The following is a 16429-nucleotide window of genomic DNA, read 5'->3' on the forward strand; positions in this document are numbered from 1 at the left end:
GTCTGCCGCACCCTTCCCCAAGGAAGGAGTTTTTATGAAAACAAATCTTTCGAACATGTCTGGATCCCCAATATTCACTCCACCCTAACTTCCCAATTAAATAGTGTAACAACTTTCTGACTTTCAATCACCAAACTATCACGCTGACTAACTTCGGTGTTTAAGACGTTCTAATTTTCCGACTTTTAAATAATACAGTATATTTATCGCTATGAAGCACCTCAAATTACTTGCCGCAATTTTGCTATTTGGCGCTAACACGTTTGCACAAACTGCCCCGCCTTCTGATCCGGGAACCATTTTACAGGAACTGAAGAAATTGGATGTGTTGGGCAGCGTGCTTTATGTAGCAGCGCACCCTGATGATGAGAACACCCGTTTGCTGGCTTACCTGGCTTTAGAGAAGCATTACCGCACAGGTTACCTGGCTTTAACGCGGGGCGATGGCGGGCAGAATTTGATAGGCAATGAGCAAAGCGAGTTGTTGGGCTTAATACGCACGCAAGAGCTTTTAGCGGCCAGAAGAATGGACGGTGCAGAGCAGTTTTTTAGTCGCGCTAACGATTTTGGGTTCTCAAAAGGACCCGAAGAGACTTTAAAAATATGGGATCATGAAAAAGTACTGGGCGATGCGGTTTGGGTGATCAGAAAGTTCCGTCCGGATATAATTATATGCCGTTTCCCTACTACCGGCGAGGGGGGCCATGGGCACCATACCTCATCGGCCATTATAGCACAAGAGGCATTTGCAGCCGCGGCAGACCCTAAGCGCTTTCCGGAGCAATTAAAATATACGCAGGTATGGCAGGCTAAACGTTTGCTATTGAACGGCGCCAACTTTGGCGGTAACAATACCGAAGGGCCTTTCAGAATGAGCACAGGTGCTTACAACACGGCACTTGGAAAAGGGTATGGTGAAGTATCTGCCGATAGCCGCTCTAATCATAAAACGCAAGGCTTTGGCAGTGCAAAGCAACGAGGAGACGCGCAGGAAACTTTCCGCATTATATTAGGCGACGCACCGAAAACCGACCTGATGGATGGCGTGAACACTACGTGGAGCCGCGTTAAAGGCGGCGAGGGAATATCTGCTGAGTTAGCCACCATCCGAAAAAATTTGGATATAGAGCATCCGGAAAAGTCTGTTCCGGCACTGGTGGCTTTGTTAAAGAAAGTGGAGGGGATAAATGACTTATATTGGAGAGAGCAAAAATCTAAAGGGCTAATCGATCTGATTTTAGCGTGTGCCGGGGTTTGGACGGAGAGTTACGTTACAACTCCATCAGTAGCTTTAGGGGATATGATGAATATACGTACGCAGGTTATAAGTCAGTATCCTAATGTCAAATTGGATACTGTTACAATTGTACAAGGGCAAACAAAAATTTTTGACGATATAATAGAGTCTTTGTCCCCTTTAGCTCATAAAGGAAAAACACTACAAGTTAACCAAGTGCAGACCTTTGAACTAAAGGAAGAAGCAGGGAAAATTACGCAACCTTATTGGTTGGTAGCCCCACATCCAATAGGCACCTATGTTATAGGTAACGGACAATCAAATAACGCTAATGCTTTAGCAGGGGAAATTTTTGATATAGGTAATCCTGAAAATTGGGAGGCACCGCGTGCAAGGATAGTTTTGGCGATTAATAATCAATTAATTACTGTTGATCGTAAATTGATGTATAAATATGTTGACCCGGCTAAAGGCGAAATTTACCAGCCGGTTGCTATAACTCCGCCAGTTACAGCTAATATCATTAATAAAGATTACGTTTTTAACACCCAGCAGCCGCAGACTGTTCAGATAAAAATGGAAAGCTTTACCAATGCAAGCGGCAGTATCAGTTTGAAGCCCGTAGCCGGTTGGAAAATTAGTCCGGAGAGAATAGATTTCACCGATAAAGCCAAAGGTGCGGAATGGGTGGCCTCTTTTACTGTAACACCGTCTGACGGCAAACAAAAAGTAAGCGTATTGCAGGCCGTGGTAAAAACAGGCGGCAAAGACTGGAGCCTGGGTATACAGCGTATTTTGTATGATCATGTTCCTGCAATTACCTTATTCCCGCCTGCCGAAACCAAACTAATTAACGTTGACCTTAAAACAGCCGGCAAAAAAATAGGCTACATAACCGGTGCCGGCGATCTGGTAGCCGAGGCCTTGATGCAGGTAGGCTACGAAGTGCACCAGTTAACAGAGGCCGATGTAATGAACGCCGACCTTTCTGTTTACGACGCCATTGTTACCGGCATACGTGCCTACAACGTAAACCCGCGTTTGGCTGTTATGCAGCCCCGCCTTTTAGATTATGTAAATAAGGGCGGTAATCTGGTGGTACAATATAATAACCCCAATGGGCTGGCCACTAGTAACATTGGTCCGTTTCCGTTCCGCCCGGTTAACCAACGGGTTACTGATGAGAATGCGGCCGTTACCTTTCTTGACCCAACTAACCCGGTACTGAACTATCCTAACAAAATTACCCAGGCTGATTTTGAGGGCTGGATACAGGAGCGTGGGCTATACTTTGTAAACAATATTGACCCGCGCTATAAAAGCATATTACAAATGAATGATGCAGGCGAACAACCGAACCCCGGCTCGCTGATAGTTGGCGATTACGGCAAAGGCAGATTTGTTTACACCTCGCTGGTGTTCTTTAGAGAACTGCCCGCTGGTGTACCGGGAGCATACAGGTTATTTGTTAATTTATTGAGTAAGCCGAGGTAGGGATTAGTTGATTAGCAAGTTTGTTAATTTGAAAGCGGATAAATACAAATCTTTGGGTATGGGAATTACCAGATACATTCAGGTAACGTGTCTGACGTTTTCTTTATTTATACTTCTAATTAACTATTTAACTAATATCTCGTTGATTTTTTGGTCTATCTCGCTATCCGCGTTGTTAATTATTAATATTTTTTGGTTCTTTTTTAATGATATAAAATGGAATAGCGAACAGTTTATAATAGAGAAACTTTTTACTAAAGAAACAATTCCATCTCACGCATTTGTTGGGATCAATAGATTAATACTTTTCAATGTAATTATTGTGAAATTCGGTAATAAAAATTTTTATTGTCTTGGTGATTTCGGATCACTTTTTAAAAGCGGAGAAGAATTAACCAATGATATTAAGGAAGGTATTATTTGCATTAATCCGCATTTACAATCGTAGACAATTAGTCTAAAAGCTAACTAAATAAGAAGCCTGTTACAATTAAAAAATTAGCTTGTTATACACCGCATAATCAATTACTTTTGCCCTACTACATAATAACAACATGAAACAACACGAAGACAACAATTTCTATTCTGTTTATTACCTGGTTGGTTTGTTAGCTGGCCTTTTCACAGGCGTGGCTACTCAGAGCGGTCCCGGCTATATAATTGGTTTAGGTGTTACCGGTTTGTTATTTGCGGGCTTCTTTTTAAGAACGTTCGTTAAAGGGCATGAAAAGCACGTCTGATACTGAATTACCACCCTTTATACGTAGCTGGAACCATTTTTATGGTGTAGTTATTTTTTGGCTGGTTTTCCTTATCATTTTCTTTTGGCTCATCACTTTATACTTTAGATGAGCCTAATCGACTGGATCGTTCTTGCCGTTACCCTATTATCCATAGTAGTTTATGGGGTATGGAAGAGCGGCGCTACAAAAAATATAGATCAATACTTTGTAGGCGGGCGCTCCCTGCCCTGGTACCACATAGGTCTATCTGTAATGGCTACGCAAGCCAGCGCCATTACCTTTCTTTCAGCCCCCGGACAAGCTTATTCAGACGGGATGCGCTTTGTGCAGTTCTACTTCGGGTTGCCATTGGCCATGATAGTGCTCTGTATCACTTTCGTCCCTATCTTCCACAAACTTAAAGTTTACACCGCTTACGAATATCTGGAGCAACGCTTCGACCTTAAGACACGTTCATTGGTGGCTTTTCTGTTTTTGGTGCAGCGCGGGCTTTCAACAGGCATTACCATATACGCGCCGTCTATTATCCTCTCAGCTATTCTTAATATTGATACCACTTATACAACCCTGTTTATTGGCGGGCTGGTAATATTCTATACCGTTTATGGAGGTACCAAGGCGGTATCATACACCCAATTGCTGCAAATGAGCATTATCTTTTTGGGGATGTTTGCAGCTGGTGCAATGGTGGTAGCGCTACTGCCGCAGAACGTAGGCTTTGGTCACGCGCTAAAACTGGCCGGCAAGCTGGGGCGCATGAATGTTATAGACTGGAAGTTTGATCAAAATAGCCGTTACAACATCTGGAGCGGTATAATAGGTGGTTTCTTTTTACAGCTATCTTATTTTGGTACAGATCAAAGCCAGGTGGGGCGCTACTTAACAGGCAGCTCGGTAGGGCAGAGCAGAATGGGCCTTATTATGAACGGACTGATAAAAATACCTATGCAGTTTTGCATTTTGCTGATAGGCGTGCTGGTGTTTGCATTTTACCAGTTTAACAGGCCACCTATGTTTTTTAACCAGTACGAGGTAAAGCAGGTACAAAAGAGTGAGTACGCGCCACAATATAACGCGTTGGAGACGGAATACACCGCGGCATTTGAGAAGAGAAAAGCTACCGCCAATGAGTTAGTAAATGCTATAGACAGTAAAGACGACGTACGCGTAGAGCGTGCCAAAATGAAGCTACAGCAAACAGAAGACGCTGTAAGCAAAATAAGGCAGGATGGCATAGCCATAATGAAAAAAAACAACGCCCAGGCCGACACGAATGATACCAACTACGTGTTTCTGAACTTTGTTACGCATTATTTGCCTAAAGGCTTAATAGGATTATTGATAGCCATTGTTTTTATGGCCTCAATGGGATCAACAGCCAGCGCGCTTAATTCGCTGGCCTCAACCACGGTTATTGATATCTATAAACGCGGTGTCAACAAAAACGCGTCTGATCAGAATTACTTGAACGCATCGCGCGTAGCCACGGTATTTTGGGGGCTGGTTTGCATTGCCATGGCGCTTTATGCCAGTAAGTTGGGTAACTTGCTCGAGGCTGTAAACCAGTTAGGTTCCTACATCTATGGTACCATATTAGGTGTTTTTGTAACCGCTTTTTATTTAAAAAACATAAAGGGAACGGCAGTTTTTATAGCTGCTGTGTTATCAGAAATTATTATCCTTATATGCGGATACTACGAAGTAGTTGCTTACTTATGGTTGAATGCTATAGGTTGTTTGCTGGTAATAGGGCTTGCTTTAATAGTTAATCTGTTTTTTGAGGATAGAGCCACATCTCAGTCATAAGATAACATGAGTATCGGAATCGGATAGAAATTCCATTTTTGAGACAAAGCTTTATAATTTCCGGAAAAAATAAATGCCCCTTCGAACTTGCTTCTTAGGGGCATTCAACCTAAACCTTATCACAATTAAACCGGTAAGTACCGGTTCGTTTTTATTTAAGCAATTACTATACCAAACTTATTTTAACAGCCATCATAGCTAAATAACCCTATTTTATTGATCTTCCGTTCCGAAGTTTGGAAAACTGTCTGAAAAGCGGAACAGCGTGTTTGTATTTTTATACACTTTTGGGTACAGCGCCGGTTTTTTTCCGCCTTAAAAATGCATCGCCAAAAAATAATAGCAGCATTACATCAACATAAAAGAAAACTTTTATAACGGAAGAACTCATTAATGCCGACATATCCGGAAACATGGTGTTCACATCTGTAGTAGTTGTGCCACTGCTCTGCATGCTGTCCTTCAATAAAAAAATAAGGATGATTATAATACTAAGTGCAAAAAAAGCGGCTATACCATTTATTATGTATTTGTTAATGGTAGTTTTTAAAGGTTTGCTGGCCTCGAGGTGGCGTACCTCTTCCATAACGTTATAGCCGAAAGCCATTGATGGTTCATCGGGCGTAATCGCCGTTATTTCTGTGTTAAATTGCAGCATCTCCTGGTGGGCCTTTTGCCAGTTTTCATCCTGCCCAATTAATGAGGTAATTGCATCGCGCTCATCAGGGCTGCAGGTTCCGTCAATATAGTTCCACAGTCTTTCTTCCATGTTGTTCATATCAGTTCTTTCGCCTCGTGTTTTAAATTTTCTTCCAGTTTTTCTTTCAGGCGTTTACGCGCCCTGAATAATTTTATTTTAACGCCATTGGTTTCAATACCCATAATAAGCGCTATTTCTTCTAATGATTGTTCTGCATGGTAAAACAGCGTTAACACCGTAGCATCATCAGGGGGCAACTGTTCTATGGCCTGGCTTAAATAGAATGACCTGGACCTGTCTTCGGCTGTATTAACGTCCCACTTAGCTGTAGAGTTAGCTATTTGTGTAAAGTTGTTTTCGTCATCTAAAGCCACCGGTGCGTTATCGCGTCTGCGCAGGCTGGTCATGGCCGTTGTATACACAATTGTATACAACCAGGTGCTGAATTTTGATTCCTGTTTAAATGTGCCTAATGCTTTGTAAGCCTTTATAAAACTGTCCTGCGCCACTTCCTCAGCATCTTCGCGCGTTTTGGTAAAGCGCAGCGCAAGCGTAAAAGCATACCGCTGGTGGTTTTTTACCAATAGGGCATAAGCCCGCTGGTCGCCTTTAAGCGTGCGCTGTATCAATTCAATGTCGGTAAGCTTACTTTGCATTAATTGCTTACTATGACTACTTAAATTTTATTGAGGTTACACCCTTTTATATAAATATATGGTTTTATCAGAGGCATAAAACTCAAAAAAATTTATACAACCCGTAACCTGTTAAAAAAAACGGTAGTCATAGCTTCAAAATACACGGCAACGGTGCTGGTGTAGTAACCAAAAAACTAATTAAATTTAAAAAATATGGACGCTTCACGTATGGCTTTACTTATCCCGATTTTTACAACATTGGGTTTCTTTTCACTGATTTTTGGCATTGTATACCTTCGTAATAAGGAAAGAATGGCTATGATAGAGCGAGGCATGGACCCGCGTTTGCAAATTGACACGGCAGGCAGCCGCAATTATATTTTAACGGCAGCTATGGTGCTAATAGGTGGGGGCGTAGGGTTATTTATTGCTTTTATGTTAGAGTGGGCCGCATTGCCGCCTGATTATAATCCAACAGCTATCTACTTTGCATGTATTGCTTTCTTTAGCGGATTAGGCTTATTAGGTGCCTACGTTGTAGAGAAGAAGCAAGCGAAGGAATAGTGCATAAAGCTGAAAAATTAAAAATACCGATCATTCACAATATTTAAATGATGCTGCGCATGGCCGGCCATAGCGTAAACTAACGCTCTAACTGATGTTGGTATACCGTTAGAGATGGCTACAGTAGATAATTGCTGATCACTCAAAGCGCGAATAAAATATAAGTTTGATGCTCTTACGGCGCTAAATTCGGCAGCCAGATCCTGAACTGGGCGGCTATTAAAGTTGGCCAGTTCAACATACGTATTCTCATCAAAACCAGGCAGCTCGGCTTGCCCGCGAGAGAACGCGTACGCCCGGTAAGCAAACGTGCGCTCGGCATCTATCATATGGCCCACAACTTGTTTTAAGGTCCATTTATCCTGCCCATAGGCATATAGGGCCTTTTCGGGAGTAAGATTGTTAAACAGATCAAAGATCTGCGTGGCCTGCTGTTCAAGTAGATCAATAATATCGGCAGTTTCAACAATCAGCTTAATATAGTTGCCCATAAATGGGGCGTATTCTTCAGGCTTCGGTGGCGTCATACGTTCTGATACTTTTTAAAGAAATTCTAAAAGTTGTACCCTTACCTAATTCCGAGTCGCGTACAACAATATGACCGTTATGATAATTTTCTACAATACGTTTGGTTAAAGACAGGCCCAGGCCCCAGCCCCGCTTGCGCGTGGTATATCCCGGTTGAAAAACCCTTACAAATTTGCTGCGCGGTATGCCTTTCCCGGTATCAATTATATCAATAAATATTTGGTCTTTTACTTTATTGGTTGATATGTGTACCTTAATATCACCTTTACCTTCAATAGCGTTTACAGCGTTTTTTAACAGGTTTTCTATCACCCAATCAAATAAAGGTACATTTAAACCTGCTTTAATTTCGGTATCGCCGCTAACTTCAAAGCTGATGTTCCTGCTTACCCGTACCCTGAAATAATCCACAAAATCATTTACCACATCATAAACTACCAAAGCATCCAACTTAGGCACCGAACCTATTTTTGAAAAACGGTCTGCAACAATTTCAAGGCGTTTTATATCATTGCCCATTTCGGCCATTAAGGGGTCTTCCTCGGCGTTGAACTTGTCTTTTAATAGCTCCAGCCATGCCATTAGCGACGATATTGGCGTACCTAACTGATGCGCCGTCTCTTTTGCCAACCCTACCCAAACCTGGTTCTGTTCTGATTTACGCGAAGAGTTAAACGCCGTGTACGCCAACAAAAGGAAAATGGCGATAACCGATAACTGCACATAAGGGAACAAGCGTAATTGCGTAAGCAGGTCAGAGTCTTTGTAATATACCAGCCAATAAGGATGCGGGTTGCCGCCCCTCGGCGGCAGATCTATCCTGAAAGGCTCGTGCTGCGACTCCATGGTCTCCCGTTCTGCCGCAAAGTATTCCGGATCATATTTAGCCGCTTTTTTGTCGGCAACAATATCCGCCGGCATTTCTATGTAAGTTTTGGTAGAGTCGAGCCCTTTAACAAACAGCACGTCGCCTTTTTCATTGGTAACAATGGCCGGAACGGTTGAACTATCGCGAACGGTGAAAACATAGGACAGGGAGCTGTTATTGTCCGCCGTTATGGTCTCTTTCATGCTCAGCGCCCAGATCTGCGCACGTGCGCGTTCAGAGCGTGCTATGTTTTTAACCAGGTAGCGGGTATACATTAATGATCCGCTGGCTATAACCGTTGCAAAAAACAACAAAATGTAATTCCAGAGCCGCCTGTTTTGGTACGCGTTTATCATTGTGGATAAAGGTAAAAGGTAAAAGGTAAAAGGCAAAAGCTTTTTATGTAAAAGGGTTTTTAAGGTTAAAGGTAAAGTTGTTAAGGTAAAGGTCTTTAGGCATGGCGGCCTTTTACCTTCCGCTTTTAACTGTCATTTCCCGTATTTCACCTCCTAATGTCACCTTTAACCTTTTGGCTTCCGCCTTTTACCTCAAAAAACTATCTTTGCGCCACGTATGTCAGATAAAAAAGTGAGAGTTAGGTTTGCACCCAGTCCAACGGGTGGTTTACATTTAGGTGGGGTGCGTACAGCACTGTTTAATTATCTTTTCGCCAAGAAAAATAACGGCGATTTTATTTTAAGAATAGAAGATACCGACCAAACCCGCTTTGTTGAGGGCGCGGAACAATATATAGTTGACTGCCTTAAATGGTGCGGTTTAGAGGCTGACGAAAGCCCGGTTAAACCCGGTCAATACGCGCCATACCGCCAAAGCGAACGTAAAAGCCTGTACCGCCAGTATGCCGAGCAGTTGGTAATGCAGGGCCACGCCTATTACGCCTTTGATACTGCTGAAGAACTGGATAAGAACCGCAAGGAAATACCCAACTTTCAATACGGGCAGGTTTATCGTGATAGTTTGCGTAACTCCCTTTCACTACCGCAGCATGAGGTTGATGCCTTGTTGGATGCGCATACGCCGCACGTTATCCGCATAAAGATACCTGCCGACGAAACAGTAGGTTTTGACGACATGATACGCGGGCGCGTAACTTTTGATACCAACCAGGTTGATGATAAAGTTTTGTTAAAGGCCGATGGCATGCCTACTTACCATTTAGCCGTGGTGGTTGATGATTACCTGATGAAGATATCGCACGCTTTCCGTGGCGAAGAGTGGTTGCCTTCTGCACCTGTGCATTTGTTATTATGGAAATACCTGGGCTGGAAAGATGCAATGCCTAAATGGGCGCATCTGCCTTTAATATTAAAACCGGACGGCCACGGCAAATTAAGCAAGCGCGATGGCGCGCGCCTGGGTTTCCCGGTGTTTGCTTTAGATTGGCAGGGCGACCCCGGCTATAACGGCATGGGCTTTTTGCCCGAAGCTTTTGTAAACATGCTGGCTACCTTAGGTTGGAACGATGGCAGTGGCCAGGAGTTATTTACTTTAAATGATCTGGTGGAGAAATTCTCTATAGAGCGCATCAATAAATCTGGCGCTAAGTTTGATTTTGAGAAAGCCAAATGGTTCAATGCGGAGTGGATAAAACGGTCAGGCGGCGAAGGCTTGTTGCCTGAAGTTAAAAAGGTGCTGCAAGGCAAAGGCATTATTACCAATGACGACGCCTATCTGCTTACGGTTATCAACCTGATAAAGGATCGTTGTACTTTATTAACTGATTTTTACGATCAAGCTAACTACTTTTTTGAGTTACCGCTGGAGTATGACCTTAATGCGGTAAAACCAAAATGGACACCGGAGAAGACAGATTTCTTTAATAATGTTATTGCTTTATTAAAGGAGAGCGATGCCATTGACGCTTTGATTTTGGAAGAGCGCTTTAAAGCATTAGCCACTGATAAAGGCTTAAAACCCGGCGATGTAATGCTGCCTTTCCGCATTATGCTGGTAGGGGGCAAGTTTGGTCCGCATGTGTTTGATATTGCAGCTTTGATTGGAAAAAAGGAGACGGTTAAGCGTATTGAGGCTGGTATAACAGCTTTCAGGGATTAAAACCAGCCTCCGAAAGCTCCTTTGTCATTGCGAGGTACGAAGCAATCGCACGGAGAAAAGCCGCGTATAAAGTCCGCCATGCACAGTTCGCGATTGCTTCGTACCTCGCAATGACAAATTTTTATCTATTTATCTTAGCAATAACAAGCCCATAGAAAAAAAATCCCGAAGCACTCGCTCCGGGATTTTCTATTTTATAAAAACGGCTTAATTAAGCCAGCTTAGCCAGTTCTTCTGCCATAGCAGCGCCAATTTCGGCAGGCGATTCTACCACACGAATACCGCACTCGGCCATGATCTTCATTTTTGCAGCAGCAGTATCATCGGCACCGCCAACAATTGCACCTGCGTGGCCCATACGGCGTCCCGGAGGCGCTGTCTGACCTGCAATAAAGCCAACAACAGGCTTGGTGCCGTTTTCTTTGATCCAGCGTGCAGCTTCGGCTTCCATACCACCGCCAATTTCGCCTATCATAATAATACCATGCGTTTCAGGATCATTCATCAACAATTCAACTGCTTCTTTGGTAGGGGTGCCAATGATTGGGTCGCCACCAATACCTATAGCAGTAGTGATACCTAAACCGGCTTTAACCACCTGGTCAACAGCTTCGTAAGTTAATGTACCCGATTTTGAAACAACACCCACATTACCTTTTTTGAAGATAAAGCCGGGCATAATACCAATTTTGCTTTCATCGGCAGTAATAATACCAGGGCAGTTAGGGCCAATTAAGCGTGAGCTCTTGTCTTTAAGGTATTCTTTAACCTGTATCATATCCTTTGTAGGGATACCTTCGGTGATACAAACAATTACTTTTATACCGGCTTCGGCAGCTTCCATTATCGCGTCGGCAGCAAATGCAGGCGGAACAAAAATGATAGATACATCGGCGCCGGTTTGTTTAACCGCATCGGCTACAGTGTTAAATACAGGTCTTTCCAGGTGTTGCTGACCGCCTTTGCCGGGGGTAACCCCACCAACCAGCTGCGTTCCGTACGCTATCATTTGCGACGCGTGGTACGTGCCTTCATTACCTGTGAAACCCTGAACTATAACTTTAGAATCCTTATTTACGAGTACACTCATTGAATTTGTTTTTTGTAGCGCAAATCTAAGTTTATTGGGCTTAATCTCAAACTAAATTTTGGTGTATTAAGCATTTGAGTGATATTTATTTGTAATAATTATGTTCGGTTTTGCAATTGTGGGGCCTACTTGTTGCCAAAAACGTAAAATACCGATAAACCGAGCCCGTTGGTTATAAAACTTGCATTGAAAAATTCGTTGGTGGTGTTTCGCTCCGGAATATTAACATCTTGTGATTTACTCTTTGAATAATTGATGTTTACTAACGACGCGGCAAACCCTAACGTTTTTGATGGATAATAAACCAGATCGGCTTTGGCACCGGCATTATAGCTATTTACATGCGATGTTGCGGTGGGCGATGTAGCCGGATTATTGGTTTTTGTAACCCCATAAGAGTATCCGATGTAAGGACCCACGCGTAAACCTATTTTGCTGGACATAACATATTTCATCAGCGCCAGCGAACCACCAAAAGTGTTTGATTTTTGTTTCGAATCGCCATTTGATCCCGAGGTGGCATATGACGAGCTGAAGTTTGCTGTAGAAAATTGCAGTACACCGCGCAACTCCAAATTGTCGGCTACAAAATATCCGTAGGCTGGTCCTATATCGAAACTTGATGTGTTATTTTTTTGCACTGAAGTCTGGCCGTTGTACGGAATAATTTGCGAATCATTGGAAGAAACACGCGAATAGCCCACATATCCGCCTAGATTTTGCGCTCCCTTTTGCGTTTGCGCCATTGAAAATTGCATTGCCAGCATAACGGCAATGGTAAAGATTAAGGTTTTTTTCATGATAAATTTTGTTTAGTTAATTTGACAGAGGAACGGGAGAAAAAGAACAATATTTCAGCACAACAGTCAATTATTAAATAAATTTTATCCAGGCCAAAAAAGTATAATAATGCGTAAAAACGAGCGTTTTAGTTGGTTTTTGTTGGGTTGCGGAGGCCAGAATCATACCAATAGGTCAGTGTTTTAAATGCCGATTGATAATAGGGACGTTTACTTGTTCCCTAATCTCGGTGCCGGGTTAGCGCTACCATCCTGATAAAGGATAGCTTTGGTTATTTTGCCATTGCTGTTTTTTACAAATTCTATCTGCGCATCAACTGCCTTAAGGTAAAATTTGTTCATGGTTTCGGCAAAAACGGGTGTCTTTTCCTCGTTGTTTAATTGAATGAACAATTGTTGCCCTTTCTTGGAAACATTTAAAATAGCATCAGGGCCAAGTTTGTATCGTCCAATGTAGGTTTGCAATACTTCATCACTCACTTTAAAGTCTTTCTCAATTTGCGAACGATACAATCCCCTAAAACCATACACATGGGCAATACTGTTTACCATTTCGGCAACCAAATCAGTGTTAACCGAGTTGGTCATTATTACTAAGCCATTACCACCACTTAAACTGCCGTAGTAATGGCTGTAAAATCCATGGGTTAGCCCGGTATGTTCAAAGTATTTTTCGCCGTTATAATTATCAATATAAACACCGGGCGCTGCTTTGGCATCTAGGTAAGGTGTCAGCATTAATTTAGCCGTAGCCGGTGTTAACAGTGTATTGCGCTGGCCGGCGTAAGCTTGCTGAACATCTATTATAAACCGGGCCAGATCGGTTGGTGTGGTCCAGAGCCCGGCGGCGGCTTGTTCGGGGTAGATATGATACTTGCCTTCTACCTGTTTGCCATTTTCGTAATAGCCTGTGGCAGCGTTTTTTACTATAGGCTGCGTAAAAGTGCTGCTCGTCATCCCGAGTGGTTTTAGAACATTTTCATGCATATAGTCGCTATATCGCTGATAGGTGATGTCCGTTACGATCATTTGTGTAATTGTTGTTCCACCACCTGAATATTCGTGACGAAGACCCGGTTCAAAAACCGACCGGACAGGGGCGGAGTTTGCGGGACGTTGGCCGTTTAATACTTGAGGTAGCGACGGGATTGGCTGCCCTGCAGCATACCCATTAAAGCCCGAAATACCCAAGCCTGCGGTATGCGTTAGCAAATGGGCCAAAGTGATCTTTTTATTCTTCGATACTGCATTGTAAGGAAATTTCCACGATCGTAAATATTGATTAATATCAGTATGCAGATCGATCTTGCCCTGTTGCGCGAGCTTCAAAACACCCACCGCATTTAACGATTTACTTATAGACCCGGCCTGGAAAAGTGTTGATGGGCTTACCGGCGTTTTGCTGCTTTTATCAGCCCAACCGTAGCCTTTTGCCCATTCAATTTTATAATTATGGATAACTGCTATGCTTACGCCGTTTACTTTGTAATGCGCCATTCGCTCCCGGATGGTCCAGCCCTTATCGCCCTGTTTGTGCACCGGGCCAACCAGGCTTTTTTCTACCAGTTTTATCTTCTCTGCTATCTTTTGGTTCTGCGCCGGGGTAGAAGTCTGACTAAAGAAAAGCAATAAAACTGATAGGGCTAAAAAGGCTTTCATGTTTCACTTAAAATTATTTGCGGGCTTTAAGTTATAAACTCCCGCGCCTTTATCTTAAAGTTTAACATCATTTAACACTGGTTTTAAAACCAACTTATTGCATATTGCTCACCATCGTCCTGAAAGTAAGGTTAACCCGCGGCGTTTTTATTTTTTTTGATTTTGGCAGGCAGTGCAGCCAGTTACTTTGGGTAGCGCCCTTCATTATCAGCAAGCTGCCATGTGCCAATATCACTTCTTCCTTATGTTTGCTCTCGCGATGTTTTAGCGCGAATTTGCGTTCGGCACCAAAACTTAATGACGCTATTGCCGTATCCTTCCCTAAAGCTTTTTCATCGTCGCTATGCCAGGCCATGCCTTCATCGCCATTGTGATACAAATTAAGCAGGCAGGAGTTAAACTGATGCCCGGTTAGCTTTTCCGTTAGCTTTTTAAGCTGCAGCAATTCCTTGGTCCAGGGTAATGCGTGTTTGGTTGTATTAGAGTAGGTGTAGCTATACTCGTTATCGGCATACCAGGCCACTTTGCGTTTGGTAATAATATGCCTGCCAAATATTACTGCCTCATCATTTTTCCACTCAATTGTGTTTAGCAGAATATCCAGGTAATTGTCAGCCTTTTGCGTAGCTAATACTTTGCCGTAATAAATAACCTCGCCACCGTAAGGGAGGATGTTGGTTGTCGTATCTTGTTTAAATAGTTCCATTGTTCTTTTTACATAATTTATAGTCGGCAGGCATACAGTTGCCGCATGGGCGGTAACCGTTGGCAAGGGCTTCTTCTTCATTTTTAAAGAATACCCGGTTCTCTAATTTCATGCGTCTGCCAGACCCACATTTAAGTGTTCCGTATATTTTTAACTTTTTATTGCCGCCCAGTTTTATTTTGCCTGCGGCGATGAGCCTATACAAATTGTGACTACGGATAAATGGCCTGTTGCCGAGGTCGATGTGGTTGATCTGCATGTTAATTGTGATCCATTTATTTTTCAATGCCGATCGTCTCAAACTGTTGCAAGGCACAAGATAAAAATTGGTATTTTTAATAAATTGATAATCAATAATTTAAATCCAATTTATAGCTAATTTTCCTGACGAATAAGTGTGTTGCAAAGTGTTGCATGTTTAAACATTCAATAGTTGTAAAATATTAATAATCAAATTGTTGTAAAAAATGCTGTTGCAAGTGTTGCAAAGCGTTGCATATATTACTGCAACAGGCCGCTTGTTTAAAATATCAAATTGCCCCAAATGCCCTTGATGCTTCCCAGCCAATAATGGCGTTTTTGCGCCCGCTGCCCCAATGGTATTGGCCTATCTCGCCGGTTGAGCGGATCACCCTATGGCAGGGGATAAGGAAGGCGACAGGATTATCGCCCACTGCCGAACCCACCGCACGGCTCGCGTTTGGATTTTGTAGTTTACCCGCAAGGCTGCCGTACGTTACCAGTCCGCCAATGGGCACTGTAAGCAGCGTCTCCCATACTTTTAACTGAAATGGCGTACCTTTTAGGTGTAGTTTTACTTCATCCAGTTTGCTCCAGTCCTGCGTAAAAATAAACAGCGCGTTTTGCTGTATACGGTCTAAAAACAGGTTGTATCTGGCATTGGGAAAGGCCTTCTGCAAATGCGCGAAAGCATCCTCCTGCGCCTCATCCGCAAAAGCCATATAACAAATGCCCTTAGCTGTTGACGCTACCAGCACCGTGCCAAAAGGGCTCTCGGCAAAGCTGTAGTTAATGTTGAGTTGTTCGCCGCCGTTCTTGTATTCGCCCGGTGTCATGCCTTCCACTTTTATAAACAGATCGTGCAGGCGCCCCGTGCCTGATAGGCCGGTTTCAAAAGCCGCGTCAAAAAGCGAGGCTTGTTTTTCTTTCAGGATAGATTTAGCGTACTCAACACTCAGGTATTGCAGAAACTGCTTTGGTGTTACCCCCGCCCAATCCTTAAACATACGCTGAAAGTGAAAGGGACTAAGGCTTACATGTTCTGCCGCCTGTTCTAACGAGGGCTGCAGTTTATGGTTAAGCCTTAAAAACTCAATGGCCCGGGCTATTCTTTGGTAGTCTATCTGGTTTTGCGTTTCCATCATTATTGAATTTAATGATACAAATTTACCCCGTTACATAGCGCTGTGAAACCCGTTTCTTGCTGTTTTGAAGATTGGATATTAAAGATTGATGATTAGTTATTGAAGCCGAATGATTGGTAAAAGCGCCAGTACTAA

The 16429-nt window shown here is 43.0% G+C and carries 15 protein-coding genes; 5 read left to right on the forward strand and 10 right to left on the reverse strand.

Annotation, left to right across the window (positions count from 1 at the left end):
• Window positions 1-211 precede the first annotated feature (211 nt).
• From ACFQZS_RS13650 to ACFQZS_RS13660, 3 genes are all read left to right on the forward strand, one after another.
• Window positions 212-2731: a PIG-L family deacetylase gene (locus tag ACFQZS_RS13650; protein ID WP_377101129.1), complete on the forward strand. Its 2520-nt coding sequence runs from the start codon at window positions 212-214 to the stop codon at window positions 2729-2731.
• Window positions 2732-3285: 554 nt separating this feature from the next.
• Window positions 3286-3471, forward strand: a complete 186-nt coding sequence (locus ACFQZS_RS13655) for a hypothetical protein (RefSeq protein ID WP_377101131.1) — start codon at window positions 3286-3288, stop codon at window positions 3469-3471.
• Window positions 3472-3579: 108 nt separating this feature from the next.
• On the forward strand, window positions 3580-5280 hold the full coding sequence (locus tag ACFQZS_RS13660) for a sodium:solute symporter (RefSeq protein WP_377101132.1): 1701 nt from the start codon (window positions 3580-3582) through the stop codon (window positions 5278-5280).
• A gap of 277 nt (window positions 5281-5557) precedes the next feature.
• Here ACFQZS_RS13660 and ACFQZS_RS13665 read toward each other — a convergent pair whose 3' ends face one another.
• Both ACFQZS_RS13665 and ACFQZS_RS13670 read right to left on the reverse strand, forming a co-directional pair.
• Window positions 5558-6049, reverse strand: a complete 492-nt coding sequence (locus tag ACFQZS_RS13665) for a hypothetical protein (protein WP_377101133.1) — start codon at window positions 6047-6049, stop codon at window positions 5558-5560.
• A gap of 5 nt (window positions 6050-6054) precedes the next feature.
• Window positions 6055-6636: an RNA polymerase sigma factor gene (locus ACFQZS_RS13670; RefSeq protein ID WP_377101134.1), complete on the reverse strand. Its 582-nt coding sequence runs from the start codon at window positions 6634-6636 to the stop codon at window positions 6055-6057.
• Window positions 6637-6831: 195 nt separating this feature from the next.
• Here ACFQZS_RS13670 and ACFQZS_RS13675 point away from each other — a divergent pair, with 195 nt between their 5' ends.
• A complete protein-coding gene (locus ACFQZS_RS13675; protein ID WP_377101135.1) occupies window positions 6832-7182 on the forward strand; it encodes a DUF6249 domain-containing protein in 351 nt (116 codons plus the stop codon).
• Window positions 7183-7199: 17 nt separating this feature from the next.
• Here the strand turns inward: ACFQZS_RS13675 and ACFQZS_RS13680 are convergent, their stop codons facing one another.
• The gene (locus ACFQZS_RS13680) at window positions 7200-7709 is read right to left on the reverse strand and encodes a DinB family protein (RefSeq protein WP_377101136.1); all 510 of its coding nucleotides are present in this window, start codon (window positions 7707-7709) and stop codon (window positions 7200-7202) included.
• A complete protein-coding gene (locus ACFQZS_RS13685) occupies window positions 7690-8931 on the reverse strand; it encodes a sensor histidine kinase (protein ID WP_377101240.1) in 1242 nt (413 codons plus the stop codon). Before ACFQZS_RS13685 ends, ACFQZS_RS13680 begins: the two co-directional genes overlap by 20 nt.
• A gap of 220 nt (window positions 8932-9151) precedes the next feature.
• Here ACFQZS_RS13685 and gltX point away from each other — a divergent pair, with 220 nt between their 5' ends.
• Complete coding sequence (gene gltX, locus ACFQZS_RS13690) at window positions 9152-10654, forward strand: glutamate--tRNA ligase (RefSeq protein ID WP_377101138.1); 1503 nt, start codon at window positions 9152-9154, stop codon at window positions 10652-10654.
• A gap of 211 nt (window positions 10655-10865) precedes the next feature.
• Here the strand turns inward: gltX and sucD are convergent, their stop codons facing one another.
• From sucD to ACFQZS_RS13720, 6 genes are all read right to left on the reverse strand, one after another.
• On the reverse strand, window positions 10866-11744 hold the full coding sequence (gene sucD, locus ACFQZS_RS13695; protein WP_377101140.1) for a succinate--CoA ligase subunit alpha: 879 nt from the start codon (window positions 11742-11744) through the stop codon (window positions 10866-10868).
• Window positions 11745-11869: 125 nt separating this feature from the next.
• Window positions 11870-12544: a hypothetical protein gene (locus tag ACFQZS_RS13700; protein WP_377101142.1), complete on the reverse strand. Its 675-nt coding sequence runs from the start codon at window positions 12542-12544 to the stop codon at window positions 11870-11872.
• Between the two features lie 210 nt (window positions 12545-12754).
• Window positions 12755-14203, reverse strand: coding sequence for a serine hydrolase (locus ACFQZS_RS13705; protein ID WP_377101144.1), 1449 nt, complete (start codon window positions 14201-14203; stop codon window positions 12755-12757).
• 94 nt (window positions 14204-14297) lie between these two features.
• Window positions 14298-14909, reverse strand: coding sequence for an alpha-ketoglutarate-dependent dioxygenase AlkB family protein (locus ACFQZS_RS13710; protein WP_377101146.1), 612 nt, complete (start codon window positions 14907-14909; stop codon window positions 14298-14300).
• Window positions 14896-15168: an Ada metal-binding domain-containing protein gene (locus ACFQZS_RS13715; RefSeq protein ID WP_377101148.1), complete on the reverse strand. Its 273-nt coding sequence runs from the start codon at window positions 15166-15168 to the stop codon at window positions 14896-14898. The genes ACFQZS_RS13710 and ACFQZS_RS13715 overlap by 14 nt, the downstream gene beginning before the upstream one ends.
• 271 nt (window positions 15169-15439) lie before the next feature.
• Window positions 15440-16291, reverse strand: a complete 852-nt coding sequence (locus tag ACFQZS_RS13720; RefSeq protein WP_377101149.1) for a bifunctional helix-turn-helix domain-containing protein/methylated-DNA--[protein]-cysteine S-methyltransferase — start codon at window positions 16289-16291, stop codon at window positions 15440-15442.
• Window positions 16292-16429 lie beyond the last annotated feature (138 nt).

This window comes from Mucilaginibacter calamicampi (genome assembly GCF_042676765.1).
Taxonomy (GTDB): Bacteria; Bacteroidota; Bacteroidia; order Sphingobacteriales; family Sphingobacteriaceae; genus Mucilaginibacter; species Mucilaginibacter calamicampi.